We start from the raw sequence: 14,193 nt of genomic DNA on the forward strand, positions 1-14,193 counted from the left end.
ACACTTTTCCCCACCCCCCCGCTCTCCCGTTCTGGCCCGTGGAGCCCCCCCCCCCGCCCGCGCCCCCGGGCCCCCCCCCCCCCCGGGGGCCGCCCCCGCGGGGGGGGCGCCGGCGGGGGGCCCCCCCCACCGAGCGGGCACGATCAGCACACCTTCAGGGCGCCGCTTTCGTGAGCGAGCCGTCCGCCGACGACGGTGGCGCCGACGCCGATCTCCGCGATCCGCGTCGGGTCGACGGCCAGCAAGTCGTCGCTGAGCACCGTGAAGTCGGCGAGCGCACCACGGGTGAGGGTGCCCTTGATGTGCTCCTCGTGGACGGCGTACGCGGATCCCACGGTGTACGCGCGCAACGCCTCTTGCACGGTCACCGCCTCATGCGGGCCGATCGGCGCGCCCGAGGCGGTGCGCCGGTTCACCATGTCGTGGATGCTCAGGAGGGGGCTGGGGGCGACCACGGGGTCCGAGGAGCCGGGAAGCTCCACACCCGCGTCCAGGAAGGACCGCATCCGGTAGGCAACCCGGCCGCGGTCGGGGCCGAGCGCCGCGAGCAGGCCGTCCCCGGTCTCGGACAGGAACCGCCCCTGCGGCACGGGGATCAGGCCGAGCGCCGCGATCCGGGCGACCTGCTCATCGCTGGTGACCGCCGCGTGCTCGATCCGGTGGCGCACGTCGTTGCGCGGATGCAGCCGCTGCGCCTCCTCGTACGCGTCAAGGACGACGTCGAGGGCGGTGTCTCCGATGGCGTGGGTGGCGACCTGCCAGCCGCAGCGGTGAGCCTCGGCGATGTACCGGTGGATCTGTTCGCGCTCGTACTGGAGCAGGCCGCGATTGCCGGGGGTGTCGTGGTAGTCGCAGCACATCGCTGCGGAGCGGCCGATGAGCGAGCCGTCCGAGAGGATCTTCGTCGGTCCGATGCGCAGCCATTCGTCGCCGAAGCCGGTGCGCAGGCCGAGGTCCAGGCCGTACCAAGTGGTGCCCGCTTCGATGACGCCGATCTCGTGCAGCGCCGTGATGTACGGCATGAGGGTCATCCGGACGCCGAGCAGGCCCCGTTCCCGCGCGCGCATGAAGGAATCCAGGTCGGCGGGGCCGTTGCCGATGCCGTCGACGACGCCGATGCCCGGTTCGGTGACACTGGTCAGGCCGACGGCGAGGGCGGCTGCCGAACCGGCGGCGATGTTGGCGGTCCATTCCTCCGCGGGCTCCGGACGCAGGGCTCGCTCGACCAGCTGCATCGCGGTCTCCTGCAGCAGCCCGGTGGCCCGCCCGTCGGCGTCGCGCACGACGACGCCGCCGGGCATGTCGGGCACCACGGTGAGATCGGTGAACCCGGCCTGCGTGAACGCCTCCGTACTGGCCACGGCCATGTGGTGCGAGGTGTGCATCAGCCAGACCGGACGGCCCTGCGCGGCCTGGTCGAGTGCCTCGGCAGTGGGATGCGCGCCGATCTTGTTCTGGTCGTAGCCCGAGCCGAGCACCCACGCGTCGGCGGGGAGTGCCGCGGCGCGCTCGGCCACGGCCCGGTACAGCGCGTCGAGGTCCTGTACGGCGGTGTGGGAGACATCCAGCTCGCGAAGGCCCTTGCCGACCAGGCTGAGGTGGTGATGTGCGTCGTTGAAGCCGGGCACGGCGGGGGCGCCGCCGAGGTCGACCATCAAGTCGCTGGTGCAGCCCTCCAGTTCCTCGTCGAGGGCGGCGATCCGGCCGCGCAGGACGCCGATGGCGCGAGCGGTGGGGCGGTCCGGGTCGAGGGTGGTGAAGCGTCCGTCGCGGAACACGGCGTCGAGATGCACGTGGGGGCCAACTCCTCTGAGACTGTGGTGGCGTGGCGGCGCCGAAGCGCGGGCGCCGTACCGGCGGGGGCCGGTGCGAGGACCACCTGCGGCGGTTCCCCGGCCTGTGAAACCCCCCGAGTGCCACGGTGTACTCGGCGATCGGCCGGTGCACGGGCACCCGCTGCTCGGTGCCTCCGTGCTGCGGCGGGCGGTGATGCGCGCGGGCCGGTGTCTGTACCGCGCCGGGTGCGCCCGCGGCGTCGACGCGGGCGCCGAGTCGTCAGGCGGGCTGGACGGTGATGGTGCAGAGGCGCTTGGTGGCCCGGGTCAGGGCTACGTACAAGTCCCTTTCCCCACCGGGGCGGGCCGTGATGATTTCCTCGGGGTCCATGACGACGACCCCGTCGAATTCCAGGCCGCGTGCTTCGGACGCCGGCACGATGCGTGCGTGGTGAGCGATGCCCTGGGCCCTCAGCTCGCTCACCCTGGTGTCCGCGCAGATCACTCCCAGAAGCTCGCCCGGGTGCGCGGTGCTCTGGGCGCGGAGTTCCTGAACGACGGCGGTGACCAACCCGTCCGGAGATGTGGTCACGGTGCGAGGGCTCTCACCGCTTCGCAGTGACCGTGTGGGCTTCTGGTCCGGAGCGATCCGCGTGAGCAGGTCCCGGACGCTCTCCAGGATCTCCTGCGTGGTGCGGTAGCTGACGGTCAGGTTGTGCAGTTTGAACCGCGGTCCGACGTGGGGGCTCAGTGCTTCCTTCCAGTCGCGTGCTGTCGCGACCGGGCCTGCCTGGGCGAAGTCACCCACCAGCGTCATCGCCTTTGCCGGGCAGCGGCGGACGATCATCCGCCACTGCATGGCGGTCAGTTCCTGCGCCTCGTCGACGACGACGTGCCCGTACGTCCGCTCGGGGGGACCGTCGACCAGGCTCGCCGCCTCGTCCAGCAACGGCACATCGGCATCGGTCCACGGGTCGTCCGGACCGTGCAGCAGAAGGGACCGCTCCTGCGCGGTCAGGCGGGGCAGGCGCTCGGCGAGAGCGCCGGCGTTCGTCAGGAGCGCCTTCACGAGGTCACCGGGTACCAGCCGCGGCCACAACACCTCGACCGCTCGGTCGACGCCGGCGTCGTCGAGGAGATCGGCTCGGATGGCGTCCAGGTCCAGCTCGTGGACCGGACCCGAGTCGGCCGCACCTTCGGCACGGCGCTGGGCGGCTCCCGTGAACCGGTCGAGGTCCATGCCCGTCATCCTCTCGGCATCGGCGTCGATCTGCTCCAGGAGGTCGCCCATGTCTCGTTGCATCGCGTCGGTGACGGCGTCGACCAAGAGCTCTTTGAACACCTGGCGCGCGGGGTTGTGCCCCGGTGCGGCTGACACAGCGGCGTCGCGTGCCGTGGCGACTTCCTCGTCGGACAGGTGAACCAGTTCCTGTCCGACCCGCACGGTGAAGGCACCGGCGGGGGCTTGGTGAACGCGTAGCAGGCCGGCCAGGGCGTCGGCGAGGTCGGAGCCGCCCTTGAGGCGCGCCGTATCGAACGGGTCCACCGTGTCCGTGGACACTCCGGCCGGTTCCCGGCAGGTCGCCAGAACGACGTCGTTCTCTCCGAGCGAGGGAAGGACCTGGGAGATGTAGTCGAGGAACCGGGCGTTCGGGCCCACCACCAGGACACCCTCCTCCGCGGCGCGCGGGAACGCGTACAGGACATAGGCCGCCCGGTGCAGGGCGACCACCGTCTTGCCGGTGCCGGGCCCGCCCTGCACCACGGTCACTCCGCGGTGGGCGGAGCGGACGATCTCGTCCTGCTCGGCCTGCAGCGTCGCGACGGCCGCGTGCATCCTGCCCGTACGCCGTGCTGACAGAACCTCGGTCAACGGGCCGTCCCCCACGACGTCCTCGTCGGTCGGGGCAGTCCCGTCCAGCAGCTCGTCGCTCACCGAGATGACCGTGCGCTCCTCGAGGCGCAGGTGCCGGCGCCGCCGCAGGTTCATCGGGTGGACCGGTGTCGCCTCGTAGAAGGGCCGTGCCGCGTTCGCGCGCCAGTCCACGAGCAGAGGCAGGTCCTCGTCCTCCGTGTGCAGACCGATCCGCCCGATGCGCAGGGCCGTGCCATCCGTCCAGTCGATGCGCCCGAAGACCAGCCCCTTTTCGGCGCCCTCCAGCCGGCCGATTTCCTTGGCCAGACGCTCGGCGGCGATTTCTCTCTCGTATGCCTCACCGGCGCTGTCCGCCGGGGCCTTCAGCACACTCGCTCGGTGTACTCGCGCCTCGGAAAGCCGCTCGGTGAGCAACTCATACAAGGAGGACACATAATCCTGCTCCGATTCAACCGCACGCACAGCGGGATCAGTCATTTTCGACAACAGGGGGCTCCTTCGATTCGAGCCACACCATACGGTCAAGGTTCCCTGAAGGTAAGTCTTGACTTACTTGGTGAAGTCATGTCCCTACGGCTGAATCCATGACCGCTGACCGTATGCCGTGTCATGGATTCCGTCATTCCGTGTATCGCTAATCGCGCTCCCGATGCCCGCCTGTTTTATGGGCCAGCCCGCCTTTGGATGCCGGCGATGTTTTGCCGCACTCGGGAAAAGGGGGAAGATTCGGCGCGACGCCCGGCGGCAGACCTGTCCGTGCCCGGACCAGCCGACCCGGCCCCGCTGATCTTCGGCACCGGACGCCGCTCCTTGACGGGCAAACGTCACCTGCCGCGGCACTAGCTCTGTGGGTCTTCGACCGTCCGTCGCAACAGCCGGAGGAATTCTTCTCGTTCCTCGGGCGACAGCGGTTCCAGCATCTGCTCACTCACGGAGACGACTGCGGGGGCGAGGCGGGTGGCCAGGTCCCGTCCGCTTTCCGTGATGCTCACCAGTTTGCGCCGCCGGTCGCTGCTGTCCTTCGCGATGTCGACCAGCCCTCTGCGGCGCAGGCGGTCGAGAAGGGGTGCCGCAGTCGACTTGTCGAGGTGGGCGCGTACGCCGAGCGTGCCCTGATCCATCGCGCCGTGGGTCTGCAGCAGGCTCAGCACGGTGAACTGAGGCCCCGTCAGGTCCTGGTGCACCTGTTCGTACCACAGTCGGGTATGCGCCTGGTTCAGTTTGCGGGCCAGCGGGCCGATCCCCCCGAGAGCGGCGGCCAGGGTGCCCGTTTCCGTGTTCTGCCCGGACATGCTTCCGTCACTTCCCGCGCTTCGATCGAGTTGATTAGGGCGTACACGTACTATATCTTGAAGGCGGATAGGGCGTACACGTCCTAAATTGTGTGACAGTCGAAAGGGGAGCCGCATGAGGCTTGTCGTGGCAATGACCGGAGCCACCGGAGCTGCCCTGGGCGTGCGCGTGCTGCAGGCGCTCCGCGAGCTGGACGTGGAGACGCACCTGGTCATCAGCCGGTGGGCGCGGGCCACGCTGACGCGGGAGACCGAGTACACGGTGCGCGCCGTCGAGGCCCTGGCGTCGGTGTGCCACAGTCCGGACGATCAAGGGGCATCGATCTCCAGCGGCTCGTTCCGGACCGACGGCATGGTGGTCGTGCCGTGCAGCATGAAGACGCTCGCATCGATCCGCACGGGTTACGGGGAGGGGCTGATCGGCCGCGCCGCGGATGTGGTGCTGAAGGAGCGGCGCCGGCTCGTCCTGGTCGCCAGGGAGACACCACTGTCGGCCGTGCACCTGGAGAACATGCTGGAGCTGACGCGGATGGGGGCCGTCATCATGCCGCCGGTTCCGGCCTTCTACAACCAGCCCGCGTGCCTCGCCGATGTCGTCGACCACCTCGCGGCGCGCATCCTCGACCAGTTCGATCTGGATCTGCCGACGGCACAACGCTGGCATGGGATGAAGGCGACCGCTCACCGTGGCTCGGCGCCGAACAGTGCCCCGGACCCGGGGCGCTCACCATCCCGCCCGGCCACCCGGCCGGCGCAGCACACGCCACTCCAGCGCGCCGAGGCCACCTGACACCTGGTCCGGGCAGCCGGAACGGGACACCCGGGGCGCGCCCCTGACAGTCCCGCCCTCTCCACTCGTGCCTTCCCGCAGAAAGGTTCCGCCATGGCACAACACGGCAGTGCACTCAATTTCCGCGACTTCGTCGAGGAACTGCTCGAAGTCGGCGACGCGATCGACATCCGCCGGCCGGTCAGCCCCATCCTGGAGGTCGGAGCCGTCACCCGGCGCGTCTACGAGACCAGGAGCCCGGCACCCCTGTTCGCCAACCTCACCGGAACAGAGCCCGGTTTCCGCATCCTCGGAGCACCGGCCGGCCTGAGCGGCCTCGGGAAGGGTGCCTACGGCCGGCTCGCCGCTCACTTCGGACTGCCGCGCGACACCACGCCGCGGCAACTGCTGGAGCAGCTCATCTCCGCCATGCACGCCGAGCCGCTCGCGCCCCGCGTGGTGGAGACCGGACCCTGCAAGGAGAACGTCCTCACCGGCGACGCCGTGGACCTGGAACGCTTCCCGGTCCCGCTGCTGCACCAGCAGGACGGCGGCCGGTACTTCGGCACCTACGGCTTCCACGTGGTGCGTACCCCCGACGGCCGGTGGACGAGCTGGTCGGTCAGCCGGACCATGCTCCACGGGCGCAGGACCCTGGTCGGGCCGGCCATGCCGCAGCAGCACCTCGGCATGATCCACGCCATGTGGCGTGAGAAGGGACTGCCCACGCCGTGGGCGATGGTCCTCGGGGCGCCGCCGGCGGCGCTGGCCGCGGCCGGGATGCCGCTGCCGGCCGAGGTGGACGAGAGCGGCTACGTCGGAGCCCTGACCGGCAGTCCCGTCGAGGTGGTCCGCACCGAACTGCACGACCTGTACGTCCCCGCCAACTCCGAGATCGTCATCGAGGGCCACATCAGCCCCGACGAGACCGCTCCGGAGGGGCCGATGGGCGAGTACCACGGCTACTCGTTCGCCGAAAGCAAGCAACAGCCCCTCTTCCACGCCGAGGTGATCACCCACCGCGAGGACCCCATCCTCCCGGTCTGCGTGGTGGGCCTGCCCCCGGAGGAGAACCACACCATCTGGGGCACCATGATCTCGGCCGTCAGCCTGGACCTCCTGCGCTCCAGCGGACTGCCGGTCGAGATGGCCTGGTGCTCCTACGAAGCGGCCACCTGCTGGATCGTCGTGTCCGTCGACATCCGCCGACTGGCGCGCAGCGGCATGGGCGAGCGGGAACTGGCCGACGCGGTGGCCGACGTCCTCTTCGGCTCCCACACCGGGTGGCTGGTGCCCAAGGTCGTTCTCGTGGCGGACGACATCGACATCACCGACATCAATCAGGTGGTGTGGGCCATGGCCACCCGATACCACCCCGGCACCGGCGAATATGCCTACCCCGAGGCGCCGGGCATCCCCATGGTGCCCTACCTCACCGAGGACGAGGTGCGCACGGGCCGCGGCGGCAAATCCGTCATGAGCTGCCTGCTCCCCGAGCAGTTCGCCGGCACCACCCGCGGCATGACGGCCTCGTTCCAGTCGTCGTTCCCCGAAGACCTGCGTCAGAAGATCACCCGGCACTGGCACGACTACGGGTTCGGGCACACAGAACAGACGGAGGTATCCGCGGACGGCGTGACCGCGCAGCAGTGAAAGCCGCCGGCCGATTAGGAGCTCGGCTGAGCCAGCCCGTAGACGCGCGTGGCGGTCCCCTAGAACACCGCGGTGCGTTCGTGCTCGGTCAGCGCGGTGGTCAGGTCCCGGGCGGTGGTCAGGACTTCCTCGTAGGGGGCCGCGAGGGTGCACACCGGCCAGTCCGAGCCGTACATCAGATGGTCCGGGCCGAAGGCCTCCAGCGACACCTCCGCGTAGGGGCGCAGGTCGGCCGGCACCCAGGCGGTGAGGTCGGCCTCCGTGACCATGCCTGACAGCTTGCAGACGGTGTTGGGCCGGCCGGCGAGCGCACGTACGGCGCTCGCCCAGGGCTCCAGCCCTCCGGAGACGATCGGCGGCTTGCCCAGGTGGTCGAGGACAAAGGTGAGTTCCGGGAGCATCGCGGCCGCCTCCGTGCAGGCCGGCAACTGGTGGGGCAGGACGACCAGGTCGTAGACGAGGCCCGCGTCGGCCACGGCGGCCAGGCCCCGCCGTACGTCGGACCGCAGCAGCCATCCCGGGTCGGGCTCGCCCTGCACCTGGTGGCGGATGCCCTTCAGGAAACGGCCGCCGGGGAGTGCACGCAGGCGGGCCAGTTCGTCGGCGACGTCGGGGCGGGTGAGGTCGGTCCAGCCGACGACACCCGCGATCAGTTCGTGCCCTGCGGCCAGAGCGAGCAGTTCGGGGGTCTCCTCGGGCACGGTGACCGTCTGGACGAGGACCGTGCCGGCCACTCCGGCCGCCTCGGCACGGGGTTCCAGTTCGGCCACGGTGAAGTTCCTTCTGATCGGCCGTAGTCGGGGTCCCGCGATCCATTCCTGGTCGCGGATCGACAGGTCCCAGACGTGATGGTGGGGGTCCACGGTCATGGCAGCTCCCACACGACGGGCAGCACCGCGTCGGCGCCCCCGCCGGAGTAGTCGTGCACGACGTCGAGCAGCTCGGCCGTGCGTGCCTGCCAGGCGACGTTCACCGGCAGCCGCTCCAGCCGGGCGAGGAGGCGGGGGTAGTCCTCGGACTCCAACAGATGGAAGAGGTCGGTGCCGCTGCGCCAGATCGTCCAGGAGGTGGCTCCGGCGGCGCGGATGGCCGCGGTCAGCTCGGCCGGGACCTCGCGGTGCGCGGCCTCGTCTGCGCCCGGCGGGCCGATGACCGGGGAACTGCGCCAGACGGGCCCGCTGTCCAGCGAGGAGACGTCATGAGAGTCGCCCTGCACACCAAGGTCCGGCCCGACCGGATCACCGACTCCGGCGACCTGCGCGCCCCGCTCGGCGAGGAGTTCGGCACTCGCCCTGCCGATGCCGGAGGCGCCCCCCGTCACCAGAGCCCTGAGTCCCTGGAAGTCGCTCATGCCGCATGTCCCTTCTGCACATCGGGTTCGGCGGCCCAGAAGGTGCCGCCGGGGAAGCTGTACCGCGCGATGGACTCCGGTCTCATGGCGGCCGAGAAACCCGGGGCGGTCGGGGCCGCATAGTGACCGTCCTGGATCACCACCGGCTCCAGGAAGTGCTCGTGGAGGGCGGGCGTCGCAGACACGGATGGCCTTTCGGTCGGTGACGGGGGAACCGGCGGGTCAGTCCTGGGCGCGGCCCGTCGTCACACGGGCGATCATGAGCGCGACCAGGATGATTCCGCCGTAGATGGCCTGGATCCAGAACGACGGCACCTGGGCGAGGGTGAGCAGGTTCTGCACGACGCCGAGCAGGAGTACCCCGGTCAGGGCCCCGAACATGGTGCCCCTGCCGCCGTCCAGGCTGATCCCGCCGATCACCGCTGCCGCGAACACTGTGAAGATCATGTTCTGGCCCTGGTTGGCGCTGATCGCGCCGACGTAGCCGGTCTGCATGATCCCGCCGGCCGAGGCCAGGACGTCGGCGACGACGAACACGCCGAGCATGACCCGCTCGACGCGGATGCCGGCCGCGCGGGCCGCCTCCGCGTTGCCGCCGATGGCGTACAGGGCTCGTCCGACCCGGTGGTACCTCAGCAACAGCCCGGCGACCGCGAAGGCGACGGCGGCCAGCCACACCGACAGAGGGACGGCCAGGAAGGTGGTGGTGGCCAGGGAGTTGCCCTTGGTGACACCGACCAGCAGACCGCGCAGCACGATCAGCATCGCCAGGGTCACGATGAAGGCGTTGAGCTTGAACCTGACGACGAGGACGCCGTTGAAGAGGCCGACGGCCGCGCCCACCACCAGGATCGCGAGCAGGGCGAGCGGCGCCGGGAACGTCACGCCCCATCCGGACTGGTCCGAGGGGAGCACGAGGAGGGCGCCCACGGCCGGTGCGATACCGACGACCGACTCCAGGGGCAGGTCGAACTTGCCGGTGATCAGCACCAGCGACTCGGCGAGCACCACCATGGCGAGGGCGGCGGAGGCGCCGAGGATCGAGATCAGGTCGCGCTCGGTGAGGAACGAGTCGTTGACGACCGTGCCGAGCACCATCAGCAGCAACAGGGCTGGCAGCAGGGCGAGTTCGCGGGCCCGGCGCAGCAGGACCGTCCTGGCCGATCCAGCGGCGGTGGCGCGTGGCGGCGCGAGCGGCGCGGCCGCCTTGGTGTCAGCCATGGTCCACTCCTTTCGAGGGAGGCGATCAGCTCGTGGTCGTGCCAGCCCGCCGGGTGCTCGGCGACGACGCGGCCGTGGAAGAGGACGAGGACGCGGTCGCAGCGGCGCAGGTCGTCGAGTTCGTCGGACACGACGAGTACGGCGGTGCCGTCCCCGCGGGCGTTGTCCATCCGCGCCAGCAGGGACTCCTTGGACTTCACGTCGACGCCCGCGGTGGGGTTGATGAGTACGAGCAGACGCGGGTCGGAGGCCAGGGCGCGGGCCATGACGACCTTCTGCGCGTTGCCCCCGGACAGGTCCGACACGGGCTGTTCGGGGCCCTCGGTGTGGATGCCGAGGCGCTCGATCAGCTCGCCGGCGACACCGCGTCTGGTGTCGGTGGAGACGAAGCCGAAGCGGCCGAGCCGGTCCAGCACGCTCATGGTGGCGTTGTCGCCGACCGTCATGCCGGCGACCAGACCCTGTTCGTGCCGGTCGCGGGGCACACAGCCGACGCCCGCCCCGAGCGCGGCCCGAACATCGCCGAACGGGAGCTTTCTGCCGTCGAGTTCGGCGCTCCCGCCGGTCGGGGTGTGCAGTCCGGCGAAGGTCTCGGCCAGCTCGATCTTGCCGCTGCCGCTGGAACCGGCGAGTCCGACGACCTCGCCACCGCGTACGGTGAGGTCCACGTGCGCGTAGGCATCGGAGGTGAGCCCGCGCGCGTCGAGCACCACGGGGCTTCCGACGGCGTCCGCGTCGCGTGCGTGCTCGCGCTCGTCCTCCGGGACCGACTCTCCCGCCATCGCCTCCACCAGGGCCGCGCGTGACAGGTCGGCGACCGGCGTGGTCGTGATCCATCGGGCGTCGCGCAGCACGGTGACGGTCTGGCAGACCTCGTACACCTCCTGGAGATGGTGTGAGATGAACAGGAAGGTGACGCCGGAGTCCTGAAGGGCGCGCATCCGCGTGAACAGCCGCTCGATCTCACGGTTGTCGAGCTGGGCGGTGGGCTCGTCGAGGACGATGAACCGCGCGCCGAAGCTCAGCGCCCGCGCGATCTCGACCATCTGCCGGTCCTCGACCTTGAGTTCGCGGGTACGGGCCTCCGAGTCGACGTGCACGTCCCAGGCGTCGAGGAGGTCGGCGGCCTGCTTCCTCAGCCGGCGCCAGCTGATCAGGCGCCCGCGGCCCGTGGGCTGGCGGTTGACGAACAGGTTCTCGGCTACGGTCAGTTCGGGCACGACCGTCGGCTTCTGGTACACACAGGCGACCTTGCGGCGCCAGGCGTCGCGGTCGGTGAGCGCGGGCGCGGGCTCACCGTCGAAGCGGATCTCACCCTCGTCGGGCGCCTGGAGGCCGGTGAGCACGGCGACGAGGGTGGACTTGCCGGCGCCGTTGCGGCCGACGAGGGCGTGGGACTCGCCGGGCAGGACGGTGAGCCGGCCGTCGGCGAGGGCGACGGTGGGTCCGTAGCGCTTGACGATGCCCCGCGCCTGAACCAGCGGGGTGGTGCCGGAGCCGCTCATCGGACCGTGTTGCCCCAGAGTTCGGGGTCGTCGACGTTGTCCTTGGTGACCAGTGGGGCGGGCAGCTGGTCCTCCAGGATGCCGCTGGGCAGCTTGACGATCGTGGAGCCGTGGTCGGTGGGGCCCGGCTTGAACGTCCTGCCCTGCATCGCCGCCTTGATGTAGTACATGCCGTACTTGGCGTAGGCGTCGGCGGGCTGGGAGACGGTGGCGTCGATCTCACCCTTGCGGATGGCGTCGTACTCCTGCGGAATGCCGTCGTTGGAGACGACGACGATGTGCCCGGCCGTGCCCGCCTTCTTCAGCATCCTCTTGGACCTCAGGGTCTGCAGGGTGGGCGCGAGGTAGACACCACCCGCCTGCAGGTAGATGCCCTTGATGTCGAGGTTGGCGTGCAGGAGGGTGTCGAGCTTGGAGGCGGCGGTGTCGGACTCCCACTTGGCGGGGATCTCCAGCACCCTCAATTCGGGGAAGTTCTTCCGCACGCAGGAGCGGAACGCCTCCGAGCGGTCACGGCCGTTGACCGAGGCCAGGTCGCCCATGATCTGCACGACCTTGCCCGAGCTGATGTGTGAGCCCAGGTACTGGCAGGCCTTCTCGCCGTAGGCGACGTTGTCCGCACGCACGACCATGGCGACCTTGCCCTTGTCGGGTGCCACGTCGACGGCGACCACGGGGACGCCCTTGCGCTCGGCCTGGTCGAGTCCGGCCTGGATGGCGGCGCTGTCCAGCGGGGCGACGACGAGGCCCTTCACGCCCTGGTTGAGCTCGTTGTTGATGTCGGTGATCTGCTGCGAGGGGTCGCTGTTGGAGTTGACCGTCTTCAGTGCGTCGACGCCCTGGGACGTGGCCATCTTCGGCACGTAGTCGTTGTACGACTGCCAGAACGGCGAGGTGAGCAGGGGCAGGATCACCCCGACCTTGCCCTTGCCGTCGCCTTTGGCGCCTGCCGCGCCGCCGTCCTCGGTACTGCCGCATGCCGTGAGCGCCAGGGCGCCGCAGGCGGCCGCAGCCGTCGCGCGCACCGCCCACGAGGAAAATCGCCTGTCGTGCCGCCGCCTGTCCTGGCGCCGCCTGCCTTGCCGTCCGTTCCGCGCTGTGCTGCCGGCCATCTGTCGGCTCCTCATCGCATCTCCCGCAGTTCGATGCGTGAGGCGATCCGCGCGCTGACCGTGCTCGGCGTGCTGGACGCCCGGCACGGCTCGGGCATCTACGTCACTCGGCTGGAGGCCGGTGACCTGCTGGAGACGTTCGGCGTGGTCGCCGACCTCTCCCGCGGCCCGCGCCTGGTGGAGCTGCTCGAGGTGCGCCGCATCCTGGAGTCGACGGCGACCGCGCTGGCGGCGGCCCGGATCACCCCGGACCAGCTCGCCGAGGTGGAGAAACACCTGACGGCGATGAACACCACCGACGATCCGGAGGAGATCCTCGCCCACGACATCGCCTTCCACCAGGAGATCGCGGTGGCCGCGGGCAACGAGATGATGGCCGCGATCCTGGACGGGCTGTCCTCGCGGACCTTCCGCGCCCGCGTCTGGCGCGGCTACCAGGAGGAGGGGGCCTTCGCCCGGACCCGCCGCGAACACGCCGCGATCCACCGGGCACTGACCGCGCGGGATCCCGAGGCCGCGCACGTGGGCGAGGTGGAGGAGTGGCTGCGGGCGCAACTCGACCGGTAGCGGATCTGAAGGTCCGGCTGACCCGCGCGCCCCGGGCGGTTCACACGGCGCCGGGGGCACATCGGTACAGCTTCTCGCCCGTCGCGACGGACGGTTGCGCGGCGCCGACGGGTTCCGTTCCGCCGTAAGCGGAGGCCGGTACGGGGGTGCAGGCGGCCTGAACCCAGGCGGTGACCTGCGTGGCACCGGTGCCGGTGCGGTTGCCCGACAGGGCGCCCCTGCTGCGACCGGCGCTGCCCAGCAGCACGTACCGGAGCTTGCCGGAGGCGACCATCTGCCGGAACTGTGTCTCGGTCGGGAACGGCACACCGCCGCTGTAGCCGCCCAGCGGCAGGACACGGGCACCGGTGGCGAGGATGTAGGGGGAGGCGCCCTTCCAATCGGTGGTGGCGAAGACGTAAGTGGCCGAACCCCGGTGCGCGGCGGTGTACCGGAGCAACTCCCGCTGGGCTACGGTGAGTCGGCCGTCGTCCCGGAGGCCGCCGAATCCACCCGTGCTACCTGGCGCGCCCGGGGTCTCCCCATGGCTGCCGGCACTGGTCCGGGGGCGCTGCCCCGTCCGGCCGCCCGCCGGCGTCACCGAGCGGTGGCCGCGGTGCTTGCCGGACGGGCCGACCGCGCCCCTGCCGGAACTGGCGTACGCGGGGTTGAAGACCTGCACCGCCCACGCGCTCGGCGCGAACAGCAGCGCGGCGAGGGACGCGGACAGCCCGGCGAGGGCGAGCCGGCCGCCGGAGCCGCTACGGCCCCGACCGCCCAGCACCAGCAGGACGACGGCCCCCAGACCGAGCAGACCCACGGCGGGTGCCAGCCAGGGCAGGAACGACGGGAACTCGTGGGCGAGATACGCGCTCCACGCCGCCGTGGCCGCCACCGCGCCCGGCAGCGCCCACGCGCGGGGACCGCCCGCCCGGTACGCACGCCACATCAGCGCGACGCCGCCGCCGGTGAGCGCGGCGAGCGGTACGGCGATGACACCCATGTAGTACGTGTGGCCACCGACGCTGCCCGCGCTGAACACCAGGAAGTACGTGGCCAGCCAGGTAGCCCACAAGAGGAATCCGGCACGGAT

Annotated in this window: 10 protein-coding genes and 4 pseudogenes; 3 read left to right on the forward strand and 11 right to left on the reverse strand. The window is 70.6% G+C overall.

Features of this window, described 5'->3' with window-relative positions:
* Positions 1–143: 143 nt before the first annotated feature.
* The 3 genes from ACF09J_RS24995 to ACF09J_RS25005 form a co-directional block, all read right to left on the reverse strand.
* Complete coding sequence (locus tag ACF09J_RS24995; RefSeq protein ID WP_392307655.1) at positions 144–1,793, reverse strand: amidohydrolase; 1,650 nt, start codon at positions 1,791–1,793, stop codon at positions 144–146.
* A gap of 262 nt (positions 1,794–2,055) precedes the next feature.
* Complete coding sequence (locus ACF09J_RS25000) at positions 2,056–4,020, reverse strand: HelD family protein (RefSeq protein ID WP_392307656.1); 1,965 nt, start codon at positions 4,018–4,020, stop codon at positions 2,056–2,058.
* Positions 4,021–4,490: 470 nt separating this feature from the next.
* A complete protein-coding gene (locus ACF09J_RS25005; RefSeq protein WP_392307657.1) occupies positions 4,491–4,943 on the reverse strand; it encodes a MarR family winged helix-turn-helix transcriptional regulator in 453 nt (150 codons plus the stop codon).
* A 115-nt stretch (positions 4,944–5,058) separates the two neighbouring features.
* Between ACF09J_RS25005 and ACF09J_RS25010 the strand changes: the two genes are divergently transcribed.
* Together ACF09J_RS25010 and ACF09J_RS25015 are read left to right on the forward strand one after the other, a co-directional pair.
* Positions 5,059–5,733, forward strand: a complete 675-nt coding sequence (locus ACF09J_RS25010; protein ID WP_392307658.1) for a UbiX family flavin prenyltransferase — start codon at positions 5,059–5,061, stop codon at positions 5,731–5,733.
* A gap of 93 nt (positions 5,734–5,826) precedes the next feature.
* The gene (locus ACF09J_RS25015) at positions 5,827–7,365 is read left to right on the forward strand and encodes a UbiD family decarboxylase (protein WP_392307659.1); all 1,539 of its coding nucleotides are present in this window, start codon (positions 5,827–5,829) and stop codon (positions 7,363–7,365) included.
* Between the two features lie 59 nt (positions 7,366–7,424).
* Here the strand turns inward: ACF09J_RS25015 and ACF09J_RS25020 are convergent, their stop codons facing one another.
* From ACF09J_RS25020 to ACF09J_RS25050, 7 genes and pseudogenes are all read right to left on the reverse strand, one after another.
* Complete coding sequence (locus ACF09J_RS25020) at positions 7,425–8,234, reverse strand: amidohydrolase family protein (RefSeq protein WP_392307660.1); 810 nt, start codon at positions 8,232–8,234, stop codon at positions 7,425–7,427.
* Positions 8,231–8,515, reverse strand: a complete 285-nt coding sequence (locus ACF09J_RS25025; RefSeq protein ID WP_392307708.1) for an L-rhamnose mutarotase — start codon at positions 8,513–8,515, stop codon at positions 8,231–8,233. Before ACF09J_RS25025 ends, ACF09J_RS25020 begins: the two co-directional genes overlap by 4 nt.
* 99 nt (positions 8,516–8,614) lie before the next feature.
* A pseudogene (locus ACF09J_RS25030) lies at positions 8,615–8,716 on the reverse strand (short-chain dehydrogenase); the annotation flags it as partial.
* Positions 8,713–8,883, reverse strand: a pseudogene (locus tag ACF09J_RS25035) (fuconate dehydratase); the annotation flags it as partial. The pseudogenes ACF09J_RS25035 and ACF09J_RS25030, both read right to left, overlap by 4 nt.
* Before the next feature lie 55 nt (positions 8,884–8,938).
* Positions 8,939–9,937: an ABC transporter permease gene (locus ACF09J_RS25040; protein ID WP_392307661.1), complete on the reverse strand. Its 999-nt coding sequence runs from the start codon at positions 9,935–9,937 to the stop codon at positions 8,939–8,941.
* Positions 9,930–11,442: pseudogene (locus tag ACF09J_RS25045) on the reverse strand (sugar ABC transporter ATP-binding protein). The gene ACF09J_RS25040 and the pseudogene ACF09J_RS25045 overlap by 8 nt, the downstream one beginning before the upstream one ends.
* Positions 11,439–12,554 (reverse strand): sugar ABC transporter substrate-binding protein, encoded by a 1,116-nt coding sequence (locus ACF09J_RS25050; RefSeq protein WP_392307662.1) that lies wholly within the window; start codon positions 12,552–12,554, stop codon positions 11,439–11,441. Before ACF09J_RS25050 ends, ACF09J_RS25045 begins: the two are co-directional and overlap by 4 nt.
* An 18-nt stretch (positions 12,555–12,572) precedes the next feature.
* On the opposite strand from ACF09J_RS25050, the pseudogene ACF09J_RS25055 reads away from it, so the two are divergent.
* Positions 12,573–13,121, forward strand: a pseudogene (locus ACF09J_RS25055) (FadR/GntR family transcriptional regulator); the annotation flags it as partial.
* Between the two features lie 40 nt (positions 13,122–13,161).
* Here ACF09J_RS25055 and ACF09J_RS25060 read toward each other — a convergent pair.
* On the reverse strand, positions 13,162–14,175 hold the full coding sequence (locus ACF09J_RS25060; RefSeq protein WP_392307663.1) for a hypothetical protein: 1,014 nt from the start codon (positions 14,173–14,175) through the stop codon (positions 13,162–13,164).
* Positions 14,176–14,193: the final 18 nt, after the last annotated feature.

The sequence above is a fragment of the Streptomyces sp. NPDC014889 genome, assembly GCF_043081205.1.
Lineage (GTDB): Bacteria > Actinomycetota > Actinomycetes > Streptomycetales > Streptomycetaceae > Streptomyces.

Excerpts from the sequence above, each read along its gene's own strand:
- ACF09J_RS25005 (WP_392307657.1), bottom strand. The coding sequence starts at position 4,943 with ATGTCCGGGCAGAACACGGAAACGGGCACCCTGGCCGCCGCTCTCGGG.
- ACF09J_RS25010 (WP_392307658.1), top strand. The coding sequence starts at position 5,059 with ATGAGGCTTGTCGTGGCAATGACCGGAGCCACCGGAGCTGCCCTGGGC.
- ACF09J_RS25015 (WP_392307659.1), top strand. The coding sequence starts at position 5,827 with ATGGCACAACACGGCAGTGCACTCAATTTCCGCGACTTCGTCGAGGAA.
- ACF09J_RS25020 (WP_392307660.1), bottom strand. The coding sequence starts at position 8,234 with ATGACCGTGGACCCCCACCATCACGTCTGGGACCTGTCGATCCGCGAC.
- ACF09J_RS25040 (WP_392307661.1), bottom strand. The coding sequence starts at position 9,937 with ATGGCTGACACCAAGGCGGCCGCGCCGCTCGCGCCGCCACGCGCCACC.
- ACF09J_RS25050 (WP_392307662.1), bottom strand. The coding sequence starts at position 12,554 with ATGGCCGGCAGCACAGCGCGGAACGGACGGCAAGGCAGGCGGCGCCAG.